Annotated in this window: 26 protein-coding genes; 17 read left to right on the top strand and 9 right to left on the bottom strand. The window is 42.2% G+C overall.

Annotated elements, in window-relative coordinates:
• Positions 1-41 precede the first annotated feature (41 nt).
• The gene (locus OKX00_RS18640; protein ID WP_265408403.1) at positions 42-590 is read right to left on the bottom strand and encodes a helix-turn-helix domain-containing protein; all 549 of its coding nucleotides are present in this window, start codon (positions 588-590) and stop codon (positions 42-44) included.
• Positions 591-690: 100 nt separating this feature from the next.
• On the opposite strand from OKX00_RS18640, the gene OKX00_RS18635 reads away from it, so the two are divergent.
• The 4 genes from OKX00_RS18635 to OKX00_RS18620 all read left to right on the top strand — a co-directional run bounded on the left by OKX00_RS18635 (position 691) and on the right by OKX00_RS18620 (position 4,119).
• Positions 691-1,413 (top strand): AzlC family ABC transporter permease, encoded by a 723-nt coding sequence (locus OKX00_RS18635; RefSeq protein WP_265408402.1) that lies wholly within the window; start codon positions 691-693, stop codon positions 1,411-1,413.
• Positions 1,403-1,714 carry an AzlD domain-containing protein gene (locus OKX00_RS18630; protein WP_265408401.1) on the top strand — a complete coding sequence of 104 codons (312 nt, stop codon included), beginning with the start codon at positions 1,403-1,405 and terminating at the stop codon, positions 1,712-1,714. The genes OKX00_RS18635 and OKX00_RS18630 overlap by 11 nt, the downstream gene beginning before the upstream one ends.
• Positions 1,715-2,180: 466 nt before the next feature.
• On the top strand, positions 2,181-3,056 hold the full coding sequence (locus tag OKX00_RS18625) for a Cof-type HAD-IIB family hydrolase (RefSeq protein WP_265408400.1): 876 nt from the start codon (positions 2,181-2,183) through the stop codon (positions 3,054-3,056).
• Positions 3,057-3,237: 181 nt separating this feature from the next.
• Positions 3,238-4,119, top strand: coding sequence for a glycerophosphodiester phosphodiesterase (locus tag OKX00_RS18620; protein ID WP_416054353.1), 882 nt, complete (start codon positions 3,238-3,240; stop codon positions 4,117-4,119).
• A gap of 12 nt (positions 4,120-4,131) precedes the next feature.
• Here the strand turns inward: OKX00_RS18620 and OKX00_RS18615 are convergent, their stop codons facing one another.
• A complete protein-coding gene (locus OKX00_RS18615; protein ID WP_265408398.1) occupies positions 4,132-4,809 on the bottom strand; it encodes a YetF domain-containing protein in 678 nt (225 codons plus the stop codon).
• Positions 4,810-5,148: 339 nt separating this feature from the next.
• Between OKX00_RS18615 and OKX00_RS18610 the strand changes: the two genes are divergently transcribed.
• From OKX00_RS18610 to OKX00_RS18600, 3 genes are all read left to right on the top strand, one after another.
• Positions 5,149-5,976, top strand: a complete 828-nt coding sequence (locus OKX00_RS18610; RefSeq protein ID WP_265408397.1) for an HAD family hydrolase — start codon at positions 5,149-5,151, stop codon at positions 5,974-5,976.
• An 87-nt stretch (positions 5,977-6,063) separates the two neighbouring features.
• Positions 6,064-7,359 carry a M48 family metallopeptidase gene (locus OKX00_RS18605; RefSeq protein ID WP_265408396.1) on the top strand — a complete coding sequence of 432 codons (1,296 nt, stop codon included), beginning with the start codon at positions 6,064-6,066 and terminating at the stop codon, positions 7,357-7,359.
• A gap of 47 nt (positions 7,360-7,406) precedes the next feature.
• Positions 7,407-7,604 carry a hypothetical protein gene (locus tag OKX00_RS18600; protein WP_265408395.1) on the top strand — a complete coding sequence of 66 codons (198 nt, stop codon included), beginning with the start codon at positions 7,407-7,409 and terminating at the stop codon, positions 7,602-7,604.
• Between the two features lie 59 nt (positions 7,605-7,663).
• Here the strand turns inward: OKX00_RS18600 and motB are convergent, their stop codons facing one another.
• The gene (gene motB / locus OKX00_RS18595) at positions 7,664-8,440 is read right to left on the bottom strand and encodes a flagellar motor protein MotB (RefSeq protein ID WP_265408394.1); all 777 of its coding nucleotides are present in this window, start codon (positions 8,438-8,440) and stop codon (positions 7,664-7,666) included.
• Entirely contained in the window at positions 8,433-9,218 is a 786-nt protein-coding gene (gene motA, locus OKX00_RS18590; protein ID WP_265408393.1) for a flagellar motor stator protein MotA, read from the bottom strand. Before motA ends, motB begins: the two co-directional genes overlap by 8 nt.
• Before the next feature lie 242 nt (positions 9,219-9,460).
• Here motA and OKX00_RS18585 point away from each other — a divergent pair, with 242 nt between their 5' ends.
• The 4 genes from OKX00_RS18585 to OKX00_RS18570 all read left to right on the top strand — a co-directional run bounded on the left by OKX00_RS18585 (position 9,461) and on the right by OKX00_RS18570 (position 12,153).
• Positions 9,461-9,601, top strand: a complete 141-nt coding sequence (locus tag OKX00_RS18585) for a hypothetical protein (RefSeq protein ID WP_265408392.1) — start codon at positions 9,461-9,463, stop codon at positions 9,599-9,601.
• Positions 9,535-9,900: a sigma-70 family RNA polymerase sigma factor gene (locus tag OKX00_RS18580; protein ID WP_416054352.1), complete on the top strand. Its 366-nt coding sequence runs from the start codon at positions 9,535-9,537 to the stop codon at positions 9,898-9,900. Before OKX00_RS18585 ends, OKX00_RS18580 begins: the two co-directional genes overlap by 67 nt.
• 55 nt (positions 9,901-9,955) lie before the next feature.
• Entirely contained in the window at positions 9,956-10,528 is a 573-nt protein-coding gene (locus OKX00_RS18575; protein WP_265408390.1) for a TlpA disulfide reductase family protein, read from the top strand.
• A 188-nt stretch (positions 10,529-10,716) separates the two neighbouring features.
• The gene (locus tag OKX00_RS18570) at positions 10,717-12,153 is read left to right on the top strand and encodes an ATP-binding protein (protein ID WP_265408389.1); all 1,437 of its coding nucleotides are present in this window, start codon (positions 10,717-10,719) and stop codon (positions 12,151-12,153) included.
• Between the two features lie 91 nt (positions 12,154-12,244).
• Here OKX00_RS18570 and OKX00_RS18565 read toward each other — a convergent pair whose 3' ends face one another.
• A complete protein-coding gene (locus OKX00_RS18565; RefSeq protein ID WP_265408388.1) occupies positions 12,245-12,928 on the bottom strand; it encodes a CAP domain-containing protein in 684 nt (227 codons plus the stop codon).
• Between the two features lie 96 nt (positions 12,929-13,024).
• On the bottom strand, positions 13,025-13,561 hold the full coding sequence (locus OKX00_RS18560; RefSeq protein WP_265408387.1) for a histidine phosphatase family protein: 537 nt from the start codon (positions 13,559-13,561) through the stop codon (positions 13,025-13,027).
• 136 nt (positions 13,562-13,697) lie between these two features.
• On the opposite strand from OKX00_RS18560, the gene OKX00_RS18555 reads away from it, so the two are divergent.
• Entirely contained in the window at positions 13,698-14,330 is a 633-nt protein-coding gene (locus OKX00_RS18555; RefSeq protein WP_265408386.1) for a hypothetical protein, read from the top strand.
• A 214-nt stretch (positions 14,331-14,544) separates the two neighbouring features.
• Here the strand turns inward: OKX00_RS18555 and OKX00_RS18550 are convergent, their stop codons facing one another.
• The 3 genes from OKX00_RS18550 to OKX00_RS18540 are packed head-to-tail and all read right to left on the bottom strand — an operon-like array spanning position 14,545 to position 17,401.
• Positions 14,545-15,543 (bottom strand): NAD-dependent epimerase/dehydratase family protein, encoded by a 999-nt coding sequence (locus OKX00_RS18550; RefSeq protein ID WP_265408385.1) that lies wholly within the window; start codon positions 15,541-15,543, stop codon positions 14,545-14,547.
• Positions 15,544-15,555: 12 nt separating this feature from the next.
• Positions 15,556-16,803 (bottom strand): MFS transporter, encoded by a 1,248-nt coding sequence (locus tag OKX00_RS18545; protein ID WP_265408384.1) that lies wholly within the window; start codon positions 16,801-16,803, stop codon positions 15,556-15,558.
• A gap of 13 nt (positions 16,804-16,816) precedes the next feature.
• Positions 16,817-17,401 carry an ArsR/SmtB family transcription factor gene (locus OKX00_RS18540; protein ID WP_062236494.1) on the bottom strand — a complete coding sequence of 195 codons (585 nt, stop codon included), beginning with the start codon at positions 17,399-17,401 and terminating at the stop codon, positions 16,817-16,819.
• A gap of 192 nt (positions 17,402-17,593) precedes the next feature.
• Between OKX00_RS18540 and OKX00_RS18535 the strand changes: the two genes are divergently transcribed.
• The 5 genes from OKX00_RS18535 (at position 17,594) to OKX00_RS18515 (ending at position 21,121) form a co-directional block, all read left to right on the top strand.
• Positions 17,594-18,049 carry a MarR family winged helix-turn-helix transcriptional regulator gene (locus tag OKX00_RS18535; RefSeq protein ID WP_062236491.1) on the top strand — a complete coding sequence of 152 codons (456 nt, stop codon included), beginning with the start codon at positions 17,594-17,596 and terminating at the stop codon, positions 18,047-18,049.
• A 135-nt stretch (positions 18,050-18,184) separates the two neighbouring features.
• Positions 18,185-18,367, top strand: coding sequence for an asparagine synthase (locus tag OKX00_RS18530; RefSeq protein ID WP_265408383.1), 183 nt, complete (start codon positions 18,185-18,187; stop codon positions 18,365-18,367).
• A 30-nt stretch (positions 18,368-18,397) separates the two neighbouring features.
• The gene (locus OKX00_RS18525) at positions 18,398-18,718 is read left to right on the top strand and encodes a hypothetical protein (RefSeq protein ID WP_265408382.1); all 321 of its coding nucleotides are present in this window, start codon (positions 18,398-18,400) and stop codon (positions 18,716-18,718) included.
• A 46-nt stretch (positions 18,719-18,764) separates the two neighbouring features.
• Positions 18,765-20,267 carry a cardiolipin synthase gene (gene cls, locus OKX00_RS18520; protein ID WP_265408381.1) on the top strand — a complete coding sequence of 501 codons (1,503 nt, stop codon included), beginning with the start codon at positions 18,765-18,767 and terminating at the stop codon, positions 20,265-20,267.
• A 71-nt stretch (positions 20,268-20,338) separates the two neighbouring features.
• The gene (locus OKX00_RS18515) at positions 20,339-21,121 is read left to right on the top strand and encodes an undecaprenyl-diphosphate phosphatase (RefSeq protein ID WP_265408380.1); all 783 of its coding nucleotides are present in this window, start codon (positions 20,339-20,341) and stop codon (positions 21,119-21,121) included.
• Positions 21,122-21,137: the final 16 nt, after the last annotated feature.

The raw sequence follows: 21,137 nt of genomic DNA, 5'->3' as shown, positions 1-21,137 counted from the left end.
CAAATAGAAAACAACCTTCCATCGTTTTGGAAGGTTGTTTTCTATGGATAATAAATCATCATCGTTATTCTTACAGGGTCATTCTCCTGATTTTCATATACATGGACATAGTCTGCAGCAAAACGAATATTTTCACCTGCTGACAAATTAAAATAGTTTTGATGGACAGTTAATGAGAGGCAGCCTTTTTCCACGAGAATGTATTCTTCTACACCATCCCCATGGGGCTCAGACGTATAATGGCATCCTGGAAGAAGTTCGACAGAATAGATTTCAAAGGATTTTCCAGGCTCTATAGGATATAGCGGCCTTACAAGGAATGTCCCATCTCTGTCTGCTATCGGTTCAACATCCGCAGTGTTTACTTTTTTGATAGCGGGCTGATCCTCCTCCAAAAAGGAGCTGAATGAAACACCTAACCCATTTGCGATTTTCCACAGTGTACTGACGGTGGGATTGGATTCTCCCCGTTCAATCTGGCTGAGCATGGGTTTAGAAACTCCAGTTGCATTTGCCGTTTTTTCAAGGCTCCAGTTCCGCTGCCCTCTCATCGCTTTTAACCTTCTGCCTATGACTTCATTCAAATTCATAAAAAGAAATTCTCCTTGTTGTTTCGTTTTATATAACATACAATATGTATAATATAACATACTATCTGAAAATGAAGCTAATAAAGGAGTGTTCTACATCATGCTGCCATTTCCTTCTGCAGAAAAGGAAAGTCACCCATTCTCTACAGGTATTCAGGCGGGGCTATCAATTGCTATTGGTTATTTGCCGATTGCTTTTACATATGGATTGCTGGCGAAATCAAGCGGGCTGTCATTGGTTGAAACGGTTGGAATGAGTGTCATCGTTTTTGCAGGTGCTTCACAGTACATTGCTCTTTCGATGATTGGAGCAGGTACGGGTGCTTTTGAAATCATCATAACCGCGTTTATTATGAATATCCGCCACTTATTGATGAGTGCTTCATTAAACGAAAGAATGAAAGATGACGCTAAGTGGGTTAAAGCTTTTTACGGATTTCTGATTACGGACGAGACGTTCTCAGTAGCAGCCACACGAACAGAAAAGAAGCTGACATCAGCTTTTATGCTCGGTTTAGGTTTAATTGCGTATGGCAGCTGGGTGGTTAATTCAGGGATCGGCTATTTGATTGGTGCTGGACTCCCTGCAACGATCCAAAACGGTATGGCAGTTGCTCTTTACGCGATGTTCATCGGGCTCTTGATTCCTTCTGCGAAAAAATCACGAAAAGTCATCGCATTGGCAGGTACAGCTGCACTTCTTAACTCGCTCTTTTCTCTTTATGAACCGTTGGCAGGCGGCTGGGGAATCATTTTATCAACTCTTATTTCTTCGGTAGGTATTGAATTTTTTGTTAAGGAGGAGAAGGTTCATGGAAAATAATCTGCTTTGGATGATTGCTGGCATGGGAGTTGTGACTTATCTTCCGCGTGTCCTGCCACTTGTACTCATCAATACGAACCGAATTCCTCCCAGACTGCAGCGGATTTTGAGCAATGTTCCTTTTGCCATTCTCGGAGCATTGATTTTCCCCGGGATCCTGCATATAAGCGGGGATAGTATGTGGTTTGGATTATTGGGGGCATGTGTGGCGGGCTTGACCGCGTATCTGAACTTGAACATAATTTTAGTGGTTTTAAGCTCTGTTGCGGCTTTAAGCCTCTGCTCCTTTTTAATGGGATGACAGTTTTGTTTCTTTTGAACTACATGTATGTTAGGATACGCATCCATTAGACAGGAGGCGAATGGTATGGGTTTACATCTTATTCGATTTGCTGCAATGGGATTGTTTTCTACAACCGTGTTATCGCTTATTCTTTTTCAATGGCTGTTTTCGTAACCTTTGTTGCCCTTGGCAGTGGTTGATTTCCGTTTCAGGCTGCTCCCATCAACTTGTCAATGAAGCTCTTTACAAAAATGTTTCCAAAGCAACAATCTTTTAGAAATGAGCCTTTTCAATCTGTAGAAGTCCTTCATGCTTTCATCGATGTGTATACAGGTTTTTTTCATAATGATTAAAGGGTAAAGAGCTATTGTGCTCTTTTTTTTATTACATTAAATGCGCTTGCGCTCTTATTAATAATTAAGGTAATGTATTGAAAAAAAGGGGTACACTGAAAAAAGGAAAGAAAGAGATAAAGGATGATAAGATGAAACTGATAGCAATAGATATGGACGGAACACTAGTAAGCAAACAATTGAAAGTGACGAAAGCGAATAAAGAAGCCATTGAGAAAGCCAGGGAAAAAGGCCACATGGTTGTGATTGCTACGGGACGTTCCTTTGATGAAGCGAGATATACACTCAGTGAAGCAGAACTGTATCTTCCGTTGATTTGTGTGAACGGCGCTGAGATTCGCTCGGATAAATGGGAGAAGGTTACGAGCATTCCTATTCCGTCAAAACAATACTTTGACATTGAAAAAGCGCTTCGTGTCAACGACATCTATTATGAAGTGTATACGAGTGAGGGCACCTATACAGATAACCGTGAAAAAGCGTTTAAAGTCATGAAAGACATCGTTCTGACTTCGAACCCTGAAGCCACAGAAGACGATGTCCATAAAGCGGCATTAAGGCGGTTTAAATTGGGTACTGTTAAATATATTAGCGATTATGACAAGCTGATGGAAAAAGAAGGTCTCGAAGTATACAAAATTTTGGCATTCTCCAGTGAGCAGGAAAAAATCGCAAACTCTGTAGACAAGCTGAGCAAGATTGATCATCTGGCCGTCAGTTCATCTGCAAATAATAACCTTGAGATTACTAATGCGGATGCTCAAAAAGGAGTTGCCCTTGAGAAGTTTGCCAAACTGCACAACATCAGCCTGAACGATACGATGGCGATCGGCGATAACTATAACGATGTCTCCATGCTTGAAAAAGCAGGCATCAGTGTTGCCATGGGGAATGCTTACGATGAAATCAAACAGATTGCTAAGCATGTGACCAAAACGAATGATGAGAGCGGAGTCGCCTATGCGATCGAAAATTATTTGGAAGAAAGGAAGACGAGCCTTGCTTAACAGGCTTGTCTTTTTTTGTTGAGAATTATTTTCTGTGGTACATTTTTAAAATTTACAATATTTATACTTTCTAAATATTTGTTTACCTCTTATTTACACCTGCTTTATTACCGCTTAATACTCCCTTGGTACGCTTGGTCTGTTCGATAACGCGGAAGGGGAGAGTAAGTTGAACAAAAAAATGACTTCTTTACTAAGTGCTGCCGTTCTTGGAGCCAGCCTGCTTGCAGGACATAATGCGGATGCTGAATCTGTTCAAAAACACCATGACGTTCTTGACGTCGCACATCGAGGTGCATCTGGCTATGCTCCGGAACATACGCTGACTTCCTATCATATGGGCGACAAGATGCATGGAGATTATATTGAGATTGACTTGCAGATGACGAAAGACGGCAAGCTGATCGCTATGCATGATGAAACCGTCGATCGTACAACAAACGGAACGGGAGAAGTGAAAGATTTCACTTTAAATCAAATCAAACAGCTTGATGCCGGTTCTTGGTTTAATGAAAAATATCCGCAATATGCGAAGCCGATGTACAAAGGGTTGAAAGTACCTACCCTCGAAGAGATTTTCAAGACATTTGGCAAAAACAAAAATTACTACATTGAAACAAAATCACCAGAAGTGTATCCAGGTATGGAGGAAAAGCTCATCAGCCTTGTGAATAAATATCACATCAATAAAGACACGCTGCTCGTTCAATCGTTCAGCAAAGACAGCCTGCTGAAGGTACACAAGCTTGACCCATCTTTAAAATTAATTCAGCTTCTTGAATATAAGAAGCATGCAGTTTTAACTGACCAGGATCTTAATTCCTATAAGCAATATGCAACTGGCATCGGTCCAAACAAAGATTACCTGGATAAAGCTTATGTACAAAAAGCGGTAAACGGCGGATTGGAAATTCATCCTTACACCGTGAATGAAACAGCAGATATGCAACGATTGATCGATTGGGGAGTAACAGGGATGTTCACGAACTTCCCGGATAAGCTTCATCAAGTGATTGAGAAAAATAAACAGGAGCAAAATCATCGCCCTGTAAACACAGAATGATGAGAAAGCCGCTCAGATGATGAGCGGCTTTTCGTTATTTTTTTGAGCAACGTAAAGGGTACCATCTTCCTGCAGCTGTGCAAAAAAAACAGATTTACAGGAGGAGATACCAGCATTTCGCAGTTTCTTCTGGATCCATTCCTCAGTAAGTCCATATTCCCGCAAGTTTCCTTGCATCACAGTTCCGTCAACAATCAGTTCGGAAGGGAGGAAATGCGAGGGAGCAGCATCAGGCGTTTTCTTCTTTTTTATACTAAGCTGTCCGTTGGGCTCAAAGATAGCATAATCTACTTCTGTTATAGAGAAGATTTCCTGATTTCTCAGCAGCATGCACAAATCATCCAGACCGAGATTGAGCTTATCCAGCGCCTGCTGCATAATCATTCCTTTTTTTATAACAATGCAAGGCTCACCCTCCAGAGCCAATTTGGACTTGGGTGACCGTTTAACAAGAAATTCGATAGCCAGGAGAGCACAACTCCATATCAAAACCGCGACTAAGCCATTGGAAATAGGAACGTCTCTATAGTGAATAATCATTTCGCCGACGATGTTGCCAAAGGCAATACTCGTCGCATAATTAAAGTAGGTTAGCTCTCCTAACTGTTTTTTTCCAAATACTTTTGTAAAGATCAATAGAAAGACCAAACCAAGTAATGTCCTGACTGCTGTTTCTGTGATACCGTTCATTCGCTCACCTCTTTGCTATTCCCATTTTTACCGAAAAGAAAGAAGAGCAAACAAAAAAGATGGCTTTAAAGGCCATCTTTTTTTGATTAGCATCCCTATGTCATTTTTTGCATAAGAAGATGGCACAGAATAAGCTGTTTCAACCTTTGCCTTAGGATTTCCACCTTGTGTTCTTCTGCTTTTGGCATGAAATTGAAGGCAAAAATGGATGAAAGCTCTCTGACCGAGGGAAGTATATCACCTGGATATAAGATTGGGGAAAAAAGTTAACCTGAATACTCAGCCTGTTTTACTTCCGAAAATAATGAGCATACAATAAAGAGGAGAGGAGTTGCGTATATGCGTGAAATGATAGAAAAAAGCAAGCTTTTAATCTTTGATTTAGATGGCACCCTTTATGAGGGCACTGATCATTTTGACTATTATTGCCGTCTGCTTCAGCATCGGGCGGATAAATCGATACAAGAAGAGTTTTATAATGCTTATGAAGAGATGAAACAGGGGAAACATCCTGTTGCCATCGGAAAAGTGTATGACTTGAAAGAAAATGCGTCGCTCACTGTCGATCCCCTGACTTTGCAGGTAACGGCTGCACATCTTTGGGACGGTACTCAAATGAATGAAGAAACCATGAAGAGGGAGTACTCTGGAGAACTTACATATGATTTTGAACGCTTTATCGCTATTGGGGATGGCTGGTGGCTGCCCTATGTTACCGCCATGCATTACGGTCTGAGCCAGCAGGATACATGGGATTGCTACAATGCGACAAAGGTGTATATGGTCAGTGATGAGTTTTCACTCACAAAAACGCCATTATTGAAGGAAAGCCTTGAGAAACTGAAGAAGAAAAAACACCTTGTTCTGATGACAAACAGTGATAAAGAAGATGTGCTGCGTCTGCTCCTTGAACTGGAGCTGCAGGATGTGTTTGATGAGATCTTTCCTTCCTCACAGAAGCCTGTAAAGACCAAAGAGATTCTGATGGCCATTACGTCCAAATATAAGGTGAAGCCGGATGAAGCGGTTTCCATCGGAGATAATTTTATCAACGAAATCGCACCGGCCCTGCTGATGGGGCTAAATGCCGTGTACATACAGCCGAATGGCTACGATCTCCAGCATGACAATCTTTATATTGTTCCTACTTTGGGACATGCTTTTTAAAAGATGTGAAAGCTTTTGCTCTTTTTTGTTCTAATTTGGACAAAGTTACCTAAACTAGGAATAGGATGTCCGTAAGGGGGAGAGCGTGTGAAAAAAGCAATTCTGGTCGCTATGGGCTTTATTTTGTATGGAGCCGCCATGTGGTATTACTTAATGCATGGGGCTCAGGCCGATCTGCCGGTACAATTCCGGGGTTCTGCTGCTGATCCTGCCATGTTTATGAATGATAGGCAGCTTAAGCTGAGCTATGATTTCTCAAGGATAAAGGATTGGATCTACTTTTTGTCTGTTCCGCTGGAATGGCTGATCTATCTGCTCGTTTTAGGGTTTGGAATATCAAAAAAAATGAGGAGCACTGTCAAGCAAGTGACCCATTTTTCAGTCATCCATACAGCTCTTTATGTCCTTTTGCTGTCCTTTGTGAGCTGGATTTTGACCTTTCCGCTTCGATACTACAGCTATACGATCTCAAGGGATTATCATATCTCCGTTCAGCCGTTCAAGGGATGGATGAAAGACAGTTTGATCGACTTTTGGGTAGGATGGATATTTACGGTATTAACTGTACTCGTCATCTACTTTTTTATCCGTAAAAGTAAGAAGAAGTGGTGGCTGTACGCGTGGCTGATCTCCATTCCGTTCACCATCTTTATGTATTTCATCCAGCCCGTTGTGATTGATCCGCTCTATAATAAATTTTATCCTTTAAAGGACCAAGTGCTGAAGGAGAAAATATTAACGCTGGCCGAACGGGCAGATATACCGGCTTCCAACGTATATGAAGTGAACATGTCGGAAAAGACCAATTCCCTCAATGCTTATGTAAATGGCATAGGGTCCAACCTGCGAATTGTATTATGGGATACGACGCTCGATAAACTGAACGATAAACAGGTTTTGTTTGTCATGGCCCACGAGATGGGGCATTATGTGATGAAACATCTGTATCAGAATCTCATAGGTGCGATCATCCTGTCGTTCTTCGGCCTCTTCCTGGGAAGCAGAATTTATTCCTGGGCGATCTCAAAGTGGGGCAAACGGTGGGGTATCAAAGGAGTGAGTGATATCGCTGGCTTGCCGGTGCTTCTCCTGATATTCAGTCTATTGTCGTTTGTTGCTGGTCCTGTTGAAAATGCGTTTTCCCGTAAAGCGGAGAAGGATGCAGACCGCTATGCCATTGAGATGACCAAGAATCCCGACTCAGCAGTTGGAGCTTTCCAGCAGCTGACGATCTCAGGGCTCAGCGAAGTGAATCCGCCAAAGCTCGTGAAGTTCTTTTTGTATGGCCACCCCACTATGCTCGAAAGGATTACCTTCCTCGATTCCTATAAACAAAAATACGAACCAAAGGAACTGGAGAAAGCAAAAAAGCAACAGCGATGATAAAAGAAAAAGGTTGTTTTCGTAACCTTTGTTGCTCTTAGGAGTGGTTGATTTCCGTTTCAGGAGGCTCGCTTTCCGCGGGGCGTGCGGTGAGCCTTACCGGCGTGAACGCCTGCGGGAGTCTCACCTGTCACGCTAGTCCCGCAGGACAAGGAAGGCTCCGGCAGCTTTTTATCGCACGAAGAAAATGTGAAGTTCATTTTCGAGGAGTCTCGCACCTTGCACACCAATCAACTTTTCATTGAAGATTTTTCACGTCAAAGGAGCTGCCTGAAGGTCAATTTTCGACTTTCAGGACAGCCCCTTATTTTGCGTTTTCAAGACTATAGTTTGGCAGGACGAGTACTTCAACACGCCTGTTTTTTGCTTTGCCTTGTGCGGTTTTGTTGCTGGCTCTCGGCCGGTATTCCCCATAGCCGCTGGCGCTTAGTGTTTGTGGTGATAGATGCGGGTTCTTCATCATGATTTGCATGAAGTTAATGGCTCGTATAGCACTTAATTCCCAGTTTGACTTGTACTTAGACGTTTCAATCGGAACATTATCCGTATGCCCTGCAATAATAATATTTCGGGGAGGATTGGTGACGAGTAATTTAGACAGATCCTTTCCTATACTGACCGATTCTGTCTTGACGGTTGCACTTCCTGAATCAAAGAGCGCATTATCCAAAATGGTAATCAATAGGCCATTCTCTGTCAGTTTCGTCTGAAGGCTTTTCGATAGATGTTTGTCTTTTATAAAACTGTCTATTTTTTTCTGGACCTTATGAAGGGATTCTAGCTCTTCTTTGGCCTTCTCCATCCGTTCCTTTTCCTGAATCGATAATTGTACGATCTTTTCTTTTTTAGGAAGCGGCGTTGATTCGGTTGATGAGATGGGTGCCTGTTCTTCCAATACGCCGATTCCGCCGGAGAATTGACTGCGGAACGTGCTGGCCATCTGTTTGAACTTGGATGCATCCACTTCACTCATTGCAAAAAGAACGATAAATAGCGCCAGGAGAAGAGTCAGCATGTCGGAATAAGGAATGAGCCATGATTCATCTACATGATCTTCATGTTTTTTCTTTTTTCTAGCCAATGCTGACACCCTCTTTTAGGCTTTCCCGTTCGCTTGCCGGGATGTAGGTTAATAATTTTTCTTCCAATATTTTTGGAGAGGTTCCATCCTGGATGGATAAAAGCCCTTCAATCATAATCTCTTTTAGCATGACTTCATTCTGTGATTTTCGTTTTAATTTATTGGCAAAGGGGTGCCATAGGACATACCCAGTAAATATTCCAAAGAGCGTTGCGATAAAAGCAGCAGAAATGGCATGTCCGAGGGCCTCAATATCATCCATGTGTCCGAGGGCTGCAACAAGACCGACAACTGCTCCTAGTACTCCGAGCGTCGGCGCATAGGTGCCTGCCTGTGAGAAGATGCCCGCATTGCTGAGATGGCGTTCTTCCATCGTTTCCAGATCTTTTATTAGTACATCCTTGATAAATTCGGGGGACTGGCCGTCGACAATCATTTTGATCCCTTGTTTTAAAAATGGATCATCAATTTCTTCAGATTTCGGTTCGAGTGCAAGCAAGCCTTCCTTTCGGGCGATAGTTGCCCATTCAATGAAAATTGCAATCAGTTCTCGCATGCTTACCATCTTTTGATCGGTAAACAATATCTTAAAAAGCTTTGGAAGTTTTTTTACTTCGTTTAAAGGAAAGGCAATCATGATGGCAGCAGCTGTTCCTGCAAAGATAATCAACAGTGCTGCGGGATTGAAGAGCGAAGAGATAGCAACCCCTTTTAAAACCATACCTACACCAATAGCAACAAATCCAATGATTAAGCCAATCACCGATGTTTTATCCATATTATATTCATCCTCGCTTTTTGCTGAATTTAAAGATAGGTCTCCTGTTCCGGTTACACTTATATATCGGCGTTTCTCCATGTATTTTTATAGAAACTTCGTCGTGGCAGATGCAGAATTCCAGAATTCAGGTCATCCAAAACACTAATTCAAACGTTATCTTAATAACTCTGTTTATTACGGTAGGACAAAGCAGACATCAATAGGTATAATGACAGTAAAACGATTCAAAGGAGACAGGTATGTCAAAGCTTACTGATTTTGAACTTTATCTTAAAGTTCAAAACGGGGATAAATCAGCGCTTGAGCAGAAGTTATTGGACTTTGGAGAAAAAAAGAAGTTTATTCGGAAGAGAAAGGAAAGTTTTCATCATGGCTGTTAACGATCACGAGAAATACATGTTTAGACTTTATCCGCAAGATGAAGGGAAATGAGGTTGAACTTGAGGACCGTGATTCATTGATAAAAGATGAAATGTCTATTGAGGATCAGATTACATGGAAAGAAGAGAGGCTAAAATTGAAATCAGCGATGAAGCATCTTGCTGAAGATCAGCGAAAAGTTGGGGCTGTCGTCTTTAAAGTGGATTATCCAGGCAGCCACAAGTGGGATGCCGTTGCCGTTTCTCATGAACCTACAGCAAAAAGCACACAGCCTAAAGGCTATTGTCCTTCTTTCTAAGCTGTAATATGCAGGTGAAGAAACCCAATAAGAAAAACATAAAGAGGCAGGTTCTATGAAAATAAAACCATTCATTATTGTTCTCATCCTCGTTGGTTTAATCGGGCTTGCCCTTTGGACATCAAAGCAGGAAGCACAACCTAAGGACCGGAATGCATCGAGGGGTACATTCAGCGCGGTGGAGGAGAATGGACATACAGGCTTAAAACCAGGCAATAAAGTGCCGGATTTTACGATAATGGCACTGAACGGAGAAAAGGTTTCCATTAAAGATTACCGTGGTAAAAAGGTCATTCTGAATTTCTGGGCAACCTGGTGCCCTCCTTGCCGAAAAGAAATGCCCGATATGCAGAAAGTCTTCAACCAATATGAAGAAAAGAAGCTGGAAATCCTGGCAGTAAATCTAAGATATACAGAGAAAAGCACGGATTCGGTTTCAGAATTTGTAAAGGAACGAAAAGCAGCGTTTCCGATTTTGTTAGATACGGATGGAACGGTCAGTAAGAAGTTTCAGGCGGTATCTCTTCCGACGAGTTATTTGATTGACTCCAAGGGGATAATCCAAAAAAAAATAATTGGACCTCTTTCTCAAAATCTTATGATAGATTTTGCAGAAAAGGCAAAATAAGAAAATCCCTCCTTGCTCATTTGAGCAAGGAGGGATTTTCTATCCTTCATAGGATATTATTACTAGTAATTCCTAAAGAAAAATTAGGCACTTTGCATAATAGGGATTTCTTACCTTTTACCGAATTATATCAAAGGGGATCGATAGCGTACAAAAATCCAACTATGGAGAAAAGGGGTATACACACCATGGTTGAACAATTTTTAGTGAAAATGATGAATATGCAGAGGCGTATAGAACAACCTCAAAAGGAGGACGGACAGATTCATACATTGGAACTCAGTCCGGTTCAATTTTTCAAGCTGAAAAGAAAAGCTGCCGGAAACTATGTTGTCACGCACTCTGAGGGGAAGTTTGCCCAAGAAATTGCAATTCGTGGAGCTGCTGCAGAACGTCCTTTGAGTGATCTGATACCTCTTAAAACCATTCAGCACTGGGAAATTTACTTTGAAAAAGCCTTCAGCGGCCATGCCTGCTTTTTTGAAACGCACTATGCGGACCGTTCTTATCATACGGTTCTTTCACCTGTGTTTCATAATGGACAGGTATCAGAAGTTGTTGGTACTTCAACGGATTGTACACGCGATACAAAATCACGAGAAGAATTAATACTCTATACGCACAAATACAAAGAAATATTTAATAATACACTCAATCCTATTCTTTTGATGAATAACAGCAGAGTCATTCTCGAAGCTAATCCAGCCGCGCGCAAGGTGCTTGGAATCTCACTCGGGGATTTAAACCAAAACAGGCTGGATGCCTTCATCTGTGAGGAAGATGAAGGAGAATTATCTCTTAATTGGGATCTGTTCATGCTCGATCCGAGCCTCAAATGGGAGTTTAAATCAGGATTTGCAGACGAAAAAAGGCTGATTGAATTTACAGGAAAGAAAGACATACTGCCGGGCATCCACCTGTGTATCCTGGAGGATGTGACTGAACGAAGGCAGACAGAAGCCCGCCTTCTAAAAGCGGAGACCTTGAATGTCGTCGGTGAGATGGCTGCTGGAGTCGCCCATGAAATCCGTAATCCTCTCACCAGCCTTAAAGGGTTTATCCAGCTGCTTAAAAATGAAAGCCAAGCACATGATGCTTATTATTCCATTATTTTAAACGAAGTTGACCGGATTGAGTATATTATCAAAGAGTTTCTGCTGCTTGCCAAGACCGACCGCCAGCATATTGAAAAAAGCAGTCTCGTGCTCACACTAAAAGAAACAGTCTCCCTGCTTCAGACACAGGCGATCCTAAAAAACATTGAACTGGAAATGGAGATTGGCGAAGGCATTCCTGATATTGATTGTGATCCTTTTCAGATTAAACAGGTTTTTATTAATTTAATTAAAAATGGGATTGAAGCGACGGCTGAAGGTGGAACCATTACCATTAAAGCTTTCCGCAAAGAAAAAGATTATGTTCATTTCTGCTTTACGGATAATGGAACGGGAATGCCGAACCAAGTATTGGACAGAATTGGAAAACCATTCTATACAACAAAAGAAGAGGGAACAGGTTTAGGGCTCATGGTCAGCTATAAGATTATTGAAAATCATAAAGGCCGGGTAAGGGTTTCAAGTGAAGTAGGAAAAGGGACAACATTTGAAGTGGTTTTGCCGATTTAAATTGAGAGTAAATGCGGGCTTTTTGGATTGAGGAGGAATGAATGTCCATACAAAAAAGAGGCGTCCCTACGGGCGCCTCCTTTTTGTATGATCATCCAGTGAATTCTTGGACAAACATTTTACCGTATTTTCCGCCGTCAACAATCCCGATACCAACTTTTGTGTAGTCAGATTTAAGGATGTTTTCACGGTGTCCTTGAGAGTTCATAAGAGATGTGTGAGCTCCATCAACTGAAGAGTTTCCGGCAATGTTTTCACCAGCTGTTTGGTATTGGATGCCAAACTTATTCATCATGTCGAATGGAGAACCGTATTTTGGTGAATTGTGATCGAAGTAGTTGTTGTCGATCATGTCTTGTGCTTTTACTCGAGCCATTTTAGTTAGTTCCATATCTACTTGAAGCGGTTTAACCCCTGCTTTTTCACGCTCTTGGTTTACTTTGTCAACCATTTGCTTTTCGTCAGCAGTTAATTGCCCAGCAGCAGCGTCAGACTTTGGTGCTTCACTCGCTTTTTGTTGTTGTGGAGCTGCTTGAGTTTGAGTTTTTTCTTGAGCTGGAGCTTGTTGTTGCTTTTGCTCAACGTTTTGAGTTTGTACATCGAATCCTTGTTTTTTAAGAGATTCGATTAATTTATTTATATCAGCGTTCGATTGTCCTTGTTGTGGTTGTACTTGTACATTTCCACCTTGAGGGCAATCTTGCGCATGAGAAATTCCTGCGTTAGCACCGAATAATGATGCACCTAGAATTGAAGCTACTACTACTTTTTTCATGGATGTATTCCTCCCGTTTTTGTATAGTGATGTTAGCTACAACACAGGTTTCGCCCTTAGGTGTCCGCGGGTGGGGGTGTGGAAACAACTACCAGTTTATTTCCAGATTCTTTGGATACTGCTTTCTTCCTGTACGGTCACTTCATATACATCGGGGTTCGATAGAGCCTTCCATTCTGAAAAACCCATGCGTTCATCAAAGAGTTTTAATAACAGAGTCATTAAATTTCCATGTGTGACAAGAACGATACACTGATACGGCGTTGCGATGATTTCTTTCAGAAGCGGCCGAACCCTTTCCATTGCCTTCCGATTGGATTCTCCTCCTTCAAGAACGGCTTCAAAGTCGTAAAAGGAATGCTCAAGCAATTTCAGCCACTCAGGATGATCCTTTGAGGATAATATCCTTTCAGCTAAGCGGTCATCTGTTTCGATGGGGAGATCCTTGAATTTTGCCAGAGGTTCAATGGAATCAACTGCTCTGGTAAAAGGACTTGAAATAATTCTGTCAACGGGTTTGTTCATTAAAAAGTTCTTTAAATCGTGGGATTGCTGCAATCCTTCCTTTGTCAGGACAGCGTTTCTTTCCTGGCCACTGGCTTTGCAATGCCGGACAACTAAAATTGATTTCATGTGTGTTCCTCTTTCTGCAGAATATAGTTCTAACCCTCTAAACTTCGAGACCATTAAACAAGATTCCTTTCACGAATAATATAGAAGATGGAATTTTGCTGACACTTCAGCATTTCCTATTAGAAAGGAGTACGGTATGTATCCTGAACTTAAGCAGTTTAATCAAATAAGCAAGGATTATGAAGAACGTATAAAAGAGGCTAATGATCGATGGAAGATCCTGCATAAGCAGAAGGAAATGGCCTCTTCAGAGTATGAGAGTCTTCTTGGACAGTATGGCAGAAGAAATTCCCGTGTCAGTATGGAAGCCCTTCATGAGAGTAAGGACGAGTATCTCCGGCTATTAGCGAAGGAACGGGATGCCATGGAACATCTGGATGAGCTTAAAGAAACCAGACGGGACAGGATGAAGGATTTTGTGAATACCCTTCATCAGGCAAGAGACCGTGAAGTGGATGCTGCTACAAGAACGATGAAGAAAAAGGTAGAGGAAATGCAACGTTTGAAGGCAGAATATTTAATGATTGTACAGCAGATTCATCAAATTCATCAGTATGTAAATGAAATTGAAGAATCTACACTAAAAGCTTTCCAAACGATGGACAGCCGCTATCAGCAGAGAACGGATTATTCAATCTATCCAGCTTTAGCCAGGATGGAGATCAGCCACCATGAAATTCAGCAGGTATTTACGGCTGGAAAGCTGCCGTCTGAACTGACGAAGTACACAGATCCTTATTCTTCGATCCATTTGTCCAGAAAGAAATAATCAAAAAAAAAGCCATAATCTTAAAGATTATGGCAAAAGCCGAACGCATGATGAAGAATTGGGGTGGGAAGAGCTTTTTCTGCCGGAGAGACTTTTAAGCCGGCAGGATAGAGTGACATTCTCTACATGATTACAATATGCAGCTGTTATTGTTCAAGATTGGACAAGTGCCATGGGGAAGTCACCCAATTTTCTGATTTTTTTTCAGAAATGATCAAGAATGTGACACTGTTTTGGCGCGCCATTCGGATAGCAGTTCCTTCTCCCTATCCGGGGACATGCCGGCTTTATAGTCTTCTGGTTTCATATTTCTGGTCTGATCCCAGTTAAAGGTGTCCATAATGGTTTCTTGGATATTTCGGAAAGCAAGACCGGAAGCGATCGCTTTGTCATTGTTTATATGCTGTATTCCGATGGATTTCTTGGAGGAAATCCATAACGGAAGTTCCATCCATTCATTTACTTTCTTCTCATTTAAGAAGGATTCTTCTACCCAAATAATCTCACCTCCGGATTTGGTGACGGAGAGACAGGCTTTCAGGACTTCAGCCATCCTATAATGATCTCCTGCTGCATTAAACACTCCAGCTGCTTTTTTCTCCACCATTGAAACGATCCATTCAGACAAATCCCTGACATCAATGAATTGAACTTGTCTGTCTGGTTCTGCAGGTGCTAAAATTCCCCCGCCTTTCGCTGCTCTGGCAGGCCAATACGTAAATCTGTCTGAATAATCGTGGGGTCCGACAATTAAGCCGGGACGGATGATCAGACAAGACTCACCGTAGGTTTGTTTGATTTTTTCCTCACAGGCGGCTTTTAATGGGCCATATGTCTCTCCGGTTATTTCCTCTGTGGCTGTATCCGTAAGGACACCAAGTTCACTTTCTTCTGTCTGGTTTTTTTTCTCCATGCTTTTATAGGCAGATACGGAAGAAATATACGTGTAGTGGGGAACTGAATCCCTCAGAGTTTTCGCCATTTGTTCAGTCTGCCTCGGGAAATATCCGCACGTGTCGACAACAGCGTCCCACTTCTGTCCTCGTAATTGCTTTAAATCGCTGTCTCTGTCTCCAATCAGGGTTTGGCATTCAGGAAACAGTTCTTGATTTGACCCCCGATTGAAAAGAGTAACCTGATGGCCTTGCTGTAAAAATGAAGCCGCAATATATCTTCCTACGAATCGTGTACCGCCAATGATCAGTATTCTCACTTTTATTCCTCCTCAGCTGGTTTTACGAAATACAGGCAATTTCCAAAGTACAATCAAGTTGACGAGCAGCAATGAACAGGCGCCGCAAAACATAATGGAAGTGATAGAGACGCCATTTGAAAGAAAGAAAGAGGTAACCGCATAGGAAACAGGGGTTAACCCCAAGGAAGCCATGGTTAATAATCCTGAAAGCCTTCCGAGCATCGACCGGTCCACTAATTGCTGAAAAATAGAGAGGATCGGGATATTCGTTGCTGGAAATGTCATGCCGATTAGAAATAAGACGGCCATGCACCCGGCTTGAAAGTGAGTTTGGCTGAAAAGCATGAGAGCTGCTGCCATAGAAAACAGGGCGGCCGTCGCAAACATGCCGCGGTATCTTTTAACATTGAGGAAGCCGATGACCAGAGAACTGAAAACCATTCCTGCAGCCATTGATCCGTCCATATAGCTGAAATCGAGGGCAGAACCATGCAAGATGGTTTTTACAAAAATGGGCAATCCCATCATCAAAGGTCCTACTACGCTTAAATTTATGAATATGGTACTGATGAAGAGGGCGATTAGGAATGGCTGAGTCTTAACAAAGGAAAAGCCTTCTTTGATGGAGGCGAAAATACCTGGCCCGCCGCTGCTGTCAGTGGAGGCAGGCTTTAAGTTAATCAATCTGCTGAGGAAAGCCGAGCATAACAGCATGACGGCCGGTACAGAAAAGGAGAACAGATACCCTCCCCATGAGACAAGGAATCCTCCAATCATCGGCCCAATGATCATAGAGGCTTGCTGAGTCGTCTGAATGATGGAGTTTGCTCTTGTCAGCTGAGAATCCTCAACAAGCATAGGAAGAAGCGCACTGTTTGCAGGCCAGACGAAGGCATCGAGAATTCCAAAGACGAGGCCGAATACGGCAAATGAATAGACAGAAACCTCACCTGAACCGAGCAAGATCAAGAGTCCGCCGAGCAGGATGGAGCGTGTAAGGTTAGAGACCGATAAGATTTTGGTCCGGCTTACACGGTCTGCGATGACCCCTCCAACAGCCATGAACAGGAGGCGGGGAATACTTGATGCGATCATTACCATTCCGAGAGAGGCTTCCATATTAAGTGTTTTTACAATGTACCAGGATTGAGAAAACAAAAATATTGCAATACTGAAGGCTGAACAAAATGTAACTCCCCACAAGAGCATAAATTTTTTCTGGCTGAAAAAAGAAACCGGAATTGCCGGCTGTTCTCCTTTGATTATAGCTTCTTCCATGTTAACTACTCTCCTATTCGTCAGGATATTCGGGTTCACGGAACGGGAATGCCAGCAGCAGCATGTGATAGAGCTCTCCGCCCTGCTGCCGGGTTTTTTTAAAGGAATTAATTAACTCCTGCAGTTCTTTCGCTTTTTTCTCAAATTCCTGGATTTGAGCCTCATTCAAATACAATTGGTCATAGCCGAATTTAATCTGTTTCCACTCTTCGAACAAGCTGCTGTCTACCCTGCGCAAATAGCTTTTTGTTTTATCAAGGGAAATTAGAACGTTTTCCCTGAGCGTATCGGATAATTCATTTTTTACATGATCCTTGTGTTGTTTAAGAATGTTTTCAACAGAAAAATTTCTGGCGATCGGACGATAAAATTTTTGGATGATGCCGTTTTTTTCCTCAGTTTTTTCTACTGTAATCAATCCCACGCGGTCTAATTCTTTTAAATGATAATGAATTTTTGGGGCGGGGGCTTCGAGAATATCTGCAATCATTTTTCCTGTTTTGGCTTCATCAATAATTTCCCATAAGACTTTTAAGCGAAGGGGATCGCTAATGACTTTTAACTGTTCGGCATCTTCCAAATAATAAATTTCTTGCATGTTCTTCTCCTTTTGAACGTTCAAATTATATTGAATGTTATAAATTTATATTACCTCATCCCGTAAAGTATGTCAATTTTATCCAAATGAGCCATTCGACCTAGAAATTCTAATTTTCCAAAAAATAAATTTCCAATGTTTAGATTTTTTAGTATAATGTTAGTAGTTCATAAAGTTGGAGGATTCTATTAAATGAAAATAGAAGGACTAAAGGCATATGTTGAAAAGCTGGAAGTAGCTCATTATATACTGTCTAAAAGTTTGCATCCGGAAACGACAGGTGAAGGAGATCTAACCAGAACCCAATACATTTTAATGAGAATGCTATCTGTAAGAGACCGTTGGACAGTTACTGAATTGGCTGAAATGCTTGAAGTGAAGCCGAGTGCAGTAACCGTAGCGGTGGATCGCCTTTATAAAAAGAATTACGTGCAGCGTTACCGCAGTGAAGCTGACCGAAGAATTGTTTATTTGGAGCTTTCCGAAACAGGAATTGCAATCTTGCATGAAGCTGAAGAGCGGCGTCTGGTAAGTATGGAAAATTTATTGAGCAAACTCTCTCAGGAAGAGCGTGAAATGCTGATTACGATTTACGGGAAATTTGGGAAGAATACCTCACAAAGCGAAGAACTGACGTTCGCACCATAAAAAAACAACGGATCTTTTTCCGTTGTTTTTTCTTTTGCTCATTCTGATTTGCATAAAGGGCTTTGAAATGAAATATTTCATACTCCGGCTGAAGTTGAAAATACTATAGATATTCAAGATGAAGGAGGGATCTTTATGCTGAGAAGAGAAGGGTTGATTCCCACTGTATTAGGAACTGTTGTAAGCTTGGCTTCTTTTTCTTTTAGAGGTAACACACGCAAGTATTCTTCACTTTCTAACATCCTGCTTGGGTTTGGACTTGCACATCTCGTACTTGGGGTCATCGATTTGTTTGAACATAATGAAGATGAATGGTAAGAGGGGGCTGTCCAAGAAGTCTGTAAGCTGTTGATTTCCGTTCCAGGGTGCTCGCTTTTACCGGCGCGAGCTCCTACTTTCGCGGGGCGTGCGGTGAGCCTTACCGGCGTGAACGCCTGCTTTTTGGTGCTAGCGCCTGCGGGAGTCTCACCTGTCACGCTAGTCCCGCAGGACAAGGAAGGCTCCGGCAGCTTTTTATCGCACGAAGAAAATGTGAAGTTCATTTTCGAGGAGTCTCGCACCTTCCACTTCAATCAACTTTTCATTAAAGATTTCCAAGCCAAAAAGGAGCTGCTGAAGGTCAATTTTCGACTTTCAGGACAGCCCCTTCTTCTTAGTTTAATGGACTAATTTTACGGGAATTTTAGTTGAAAACTAAGCAGTAGGAGAATGAGCCATGAAACGAATTCTTGAATTTCTATTTGTCCTTGCAATGATTGCAGCTTTGTACATCATCTTTTTTTCAAATTTAGGATTGTATTGGAAGTTGGGGAGCGCAGCTGTTTATTTCGCGATTCTTTTTATCACTATTTATTCCCTTCTGCTCGAAAACCGGACAGCGCAGCATACGCTGGTCTGGATCTATGCTTTAGTGTTCATTCCTCTTTTCGGTTATATTTTTTACTTGTATTCCGGACAGCTTTACTTAAAGGGCCACCTTTTCAAGAGCAAACGGAAGCATGACAGGGAAGAATTGCAGCTGCTGGCAAAAAGGGAACAGAAACCGGACTGGTCTTTGTTTAATGAACATCAAGCTTGTTTTTCAAAATTTGCGCATAACGTGACGATGACCTTTCAAAACAGTGCCACCCAAACAAAAATACTTAAGAACGGGCAAGAAACGTTTCCGGAAATTAAACGCCGGCTGCTGGAAGCCAAGAGGTACATACATATCGAATATTACATATTCCGATCGGACCGGCTAGGAAAAGAATTGATTGATATATTAATCCAAAAATCAGAAGAAGGGGTTGAAGTTCGCTTTTTATTTGATGCGGTGGGAAGCTTGACTCTCTCTTCGAATGAAATTGACCGGATGAAAAAAGCAGGCGTTCAGGTGCATCCGTTCCTGCCTATTAAATATGGATTCTTTAATCAAAAGTTTAATTTTAGAAATCACCGCAAGATTATCGTCATTGACGGAGCAGTGGGATTTGTCGGAGGCCTGAACGTAGGAATTGAATATTTGGGAGAGGACCAAAAATTCGGTTTTTGGCGTGATACCCATATGGTCATGGAGGGAGAGGCCGTTCAGACGCTTCATGCTGTGTTCCTTCTGGACTGGGATTACGTAAGTGAAGAATACCTGCTGGAGAATGAGGAGTATACCAAACCTGTTCCTGTTGAAGGGAACGGTGCGGTTCAGGTGGTTCCAAGCGGACCGGATACCCAGGAAGGAATCATGAGTGATTTGTATTATTCTCTCATTTCCTGTGCGACCAAATCCATCTGGATCGCCACGCCTTATTTTGTTCCAAATGAAGCCATCAGAACCGCTTTAAGAATTGCTTCCCGTAAAGGGGTTCAGGTAAGGCTGATGGTGCCTGAGATCAACGACAGCTTCCTGACACAGTATGCCACAAGATCGTATTTTCCTGAATTGCTGCGCAGCGGCATTGAGATCTATTCCTATAAGAAAGGATTTATGCACCAGAAGGTAATGATCGTGGATGGGGATATGGCATCCATTGGTACAGCGAACATGGACATGAGAAGCTTTCATCTGAACTTTGAAGTGAATGTCTTTTTAACGGGAACTTCATCGATTAAGGACCTTGTAGAACACTATGAGGAAGATATGAAAGAAAGTGAAAAGGTACGGCCTGTCGGCTTCTATAAAAGGGGGCTCTGGGAACGTACGAAGGAATCATTTGCCCGGTTGTTCTCTGGTGTTCTATAAGAGAAACCCTTGTACTAACTTTCCTCTCCGGTGAATACGTTTTATCATGATGAGTGATAAGAGGTGAACACATGGATTGGCTTGAAGCGGTCATATTAGGAATCATTCAGGGGCTGACTGAATTTTTGCCTGTCAGTTCCACCGGACATCTCCTTTTGGGAAGGCATTTCTTTCGGCTGGATGAAGCAGGGCTTTTTCTCGACAGCATGCTTCATATTGGTACGCTGATTGCAGTGATGACGATTTATTGGCGAGAGATAAAAGAACTGATTAAGCAGCCATTCAGCAGACTGTCCATGCTGCTTGTGGCAGGCACTATACCCACCGTTATTATAGGCTTGTCATTTAAGGACTATTTTGAGGAAATCTCGAAGACCGGTGTTACTGTAGGATGGGAGTTTCTTGCCACAGGGTGTGTGCTTTGGTTTGCGGATACCATGAAATCAAGAGGACATAAGAAGCTGGAAGACATTACGATCATGGATGCGGTTTTAATTGGAAGTTTTCAGGGAGCAGCAATCCTGCCTGCAGTATCCCGTTCAGGGTTAACGATTGCTGCAGCACTTTTCCGTAAGATTGACAGGGGAACAGCGGCTTACTTTTCCTTTTTGTTATCCATACCTGCGATTGCCGGCGGTTGTCTGCTTCAAGTGAAAGATGTGCTGGGCGGCCAGGCGGAACAATTATCGTTCTTCTCCCTTTTCCTTGGGACAGCCATGTCAGCATTATTTGGCTACATAGCGGTTAAATGGATGATCTCTCTAGTGAAAAAAGGTTCTTTAAAGGGTTTTGCTATATATGTATGGCTCCTTGGCATTTCAATTGTTGGAATGCAGGCAGCAGGTGTTTTTTAACCTAAAATGAAGTCCT

This window comes from Fictibacillus sp. KU28468 (assembly GCF_026153615.1).
GTDB classification, from domain to species: Bacteria; Bacillota; Bacilli; order Bacillales; family Fictibacillaceae; genus Fictibacillus_C; species Fictibacillus_C marinisediminis.
This window is presented reverse-complemented; position numbering and strand designations above follow the sequence as displayed.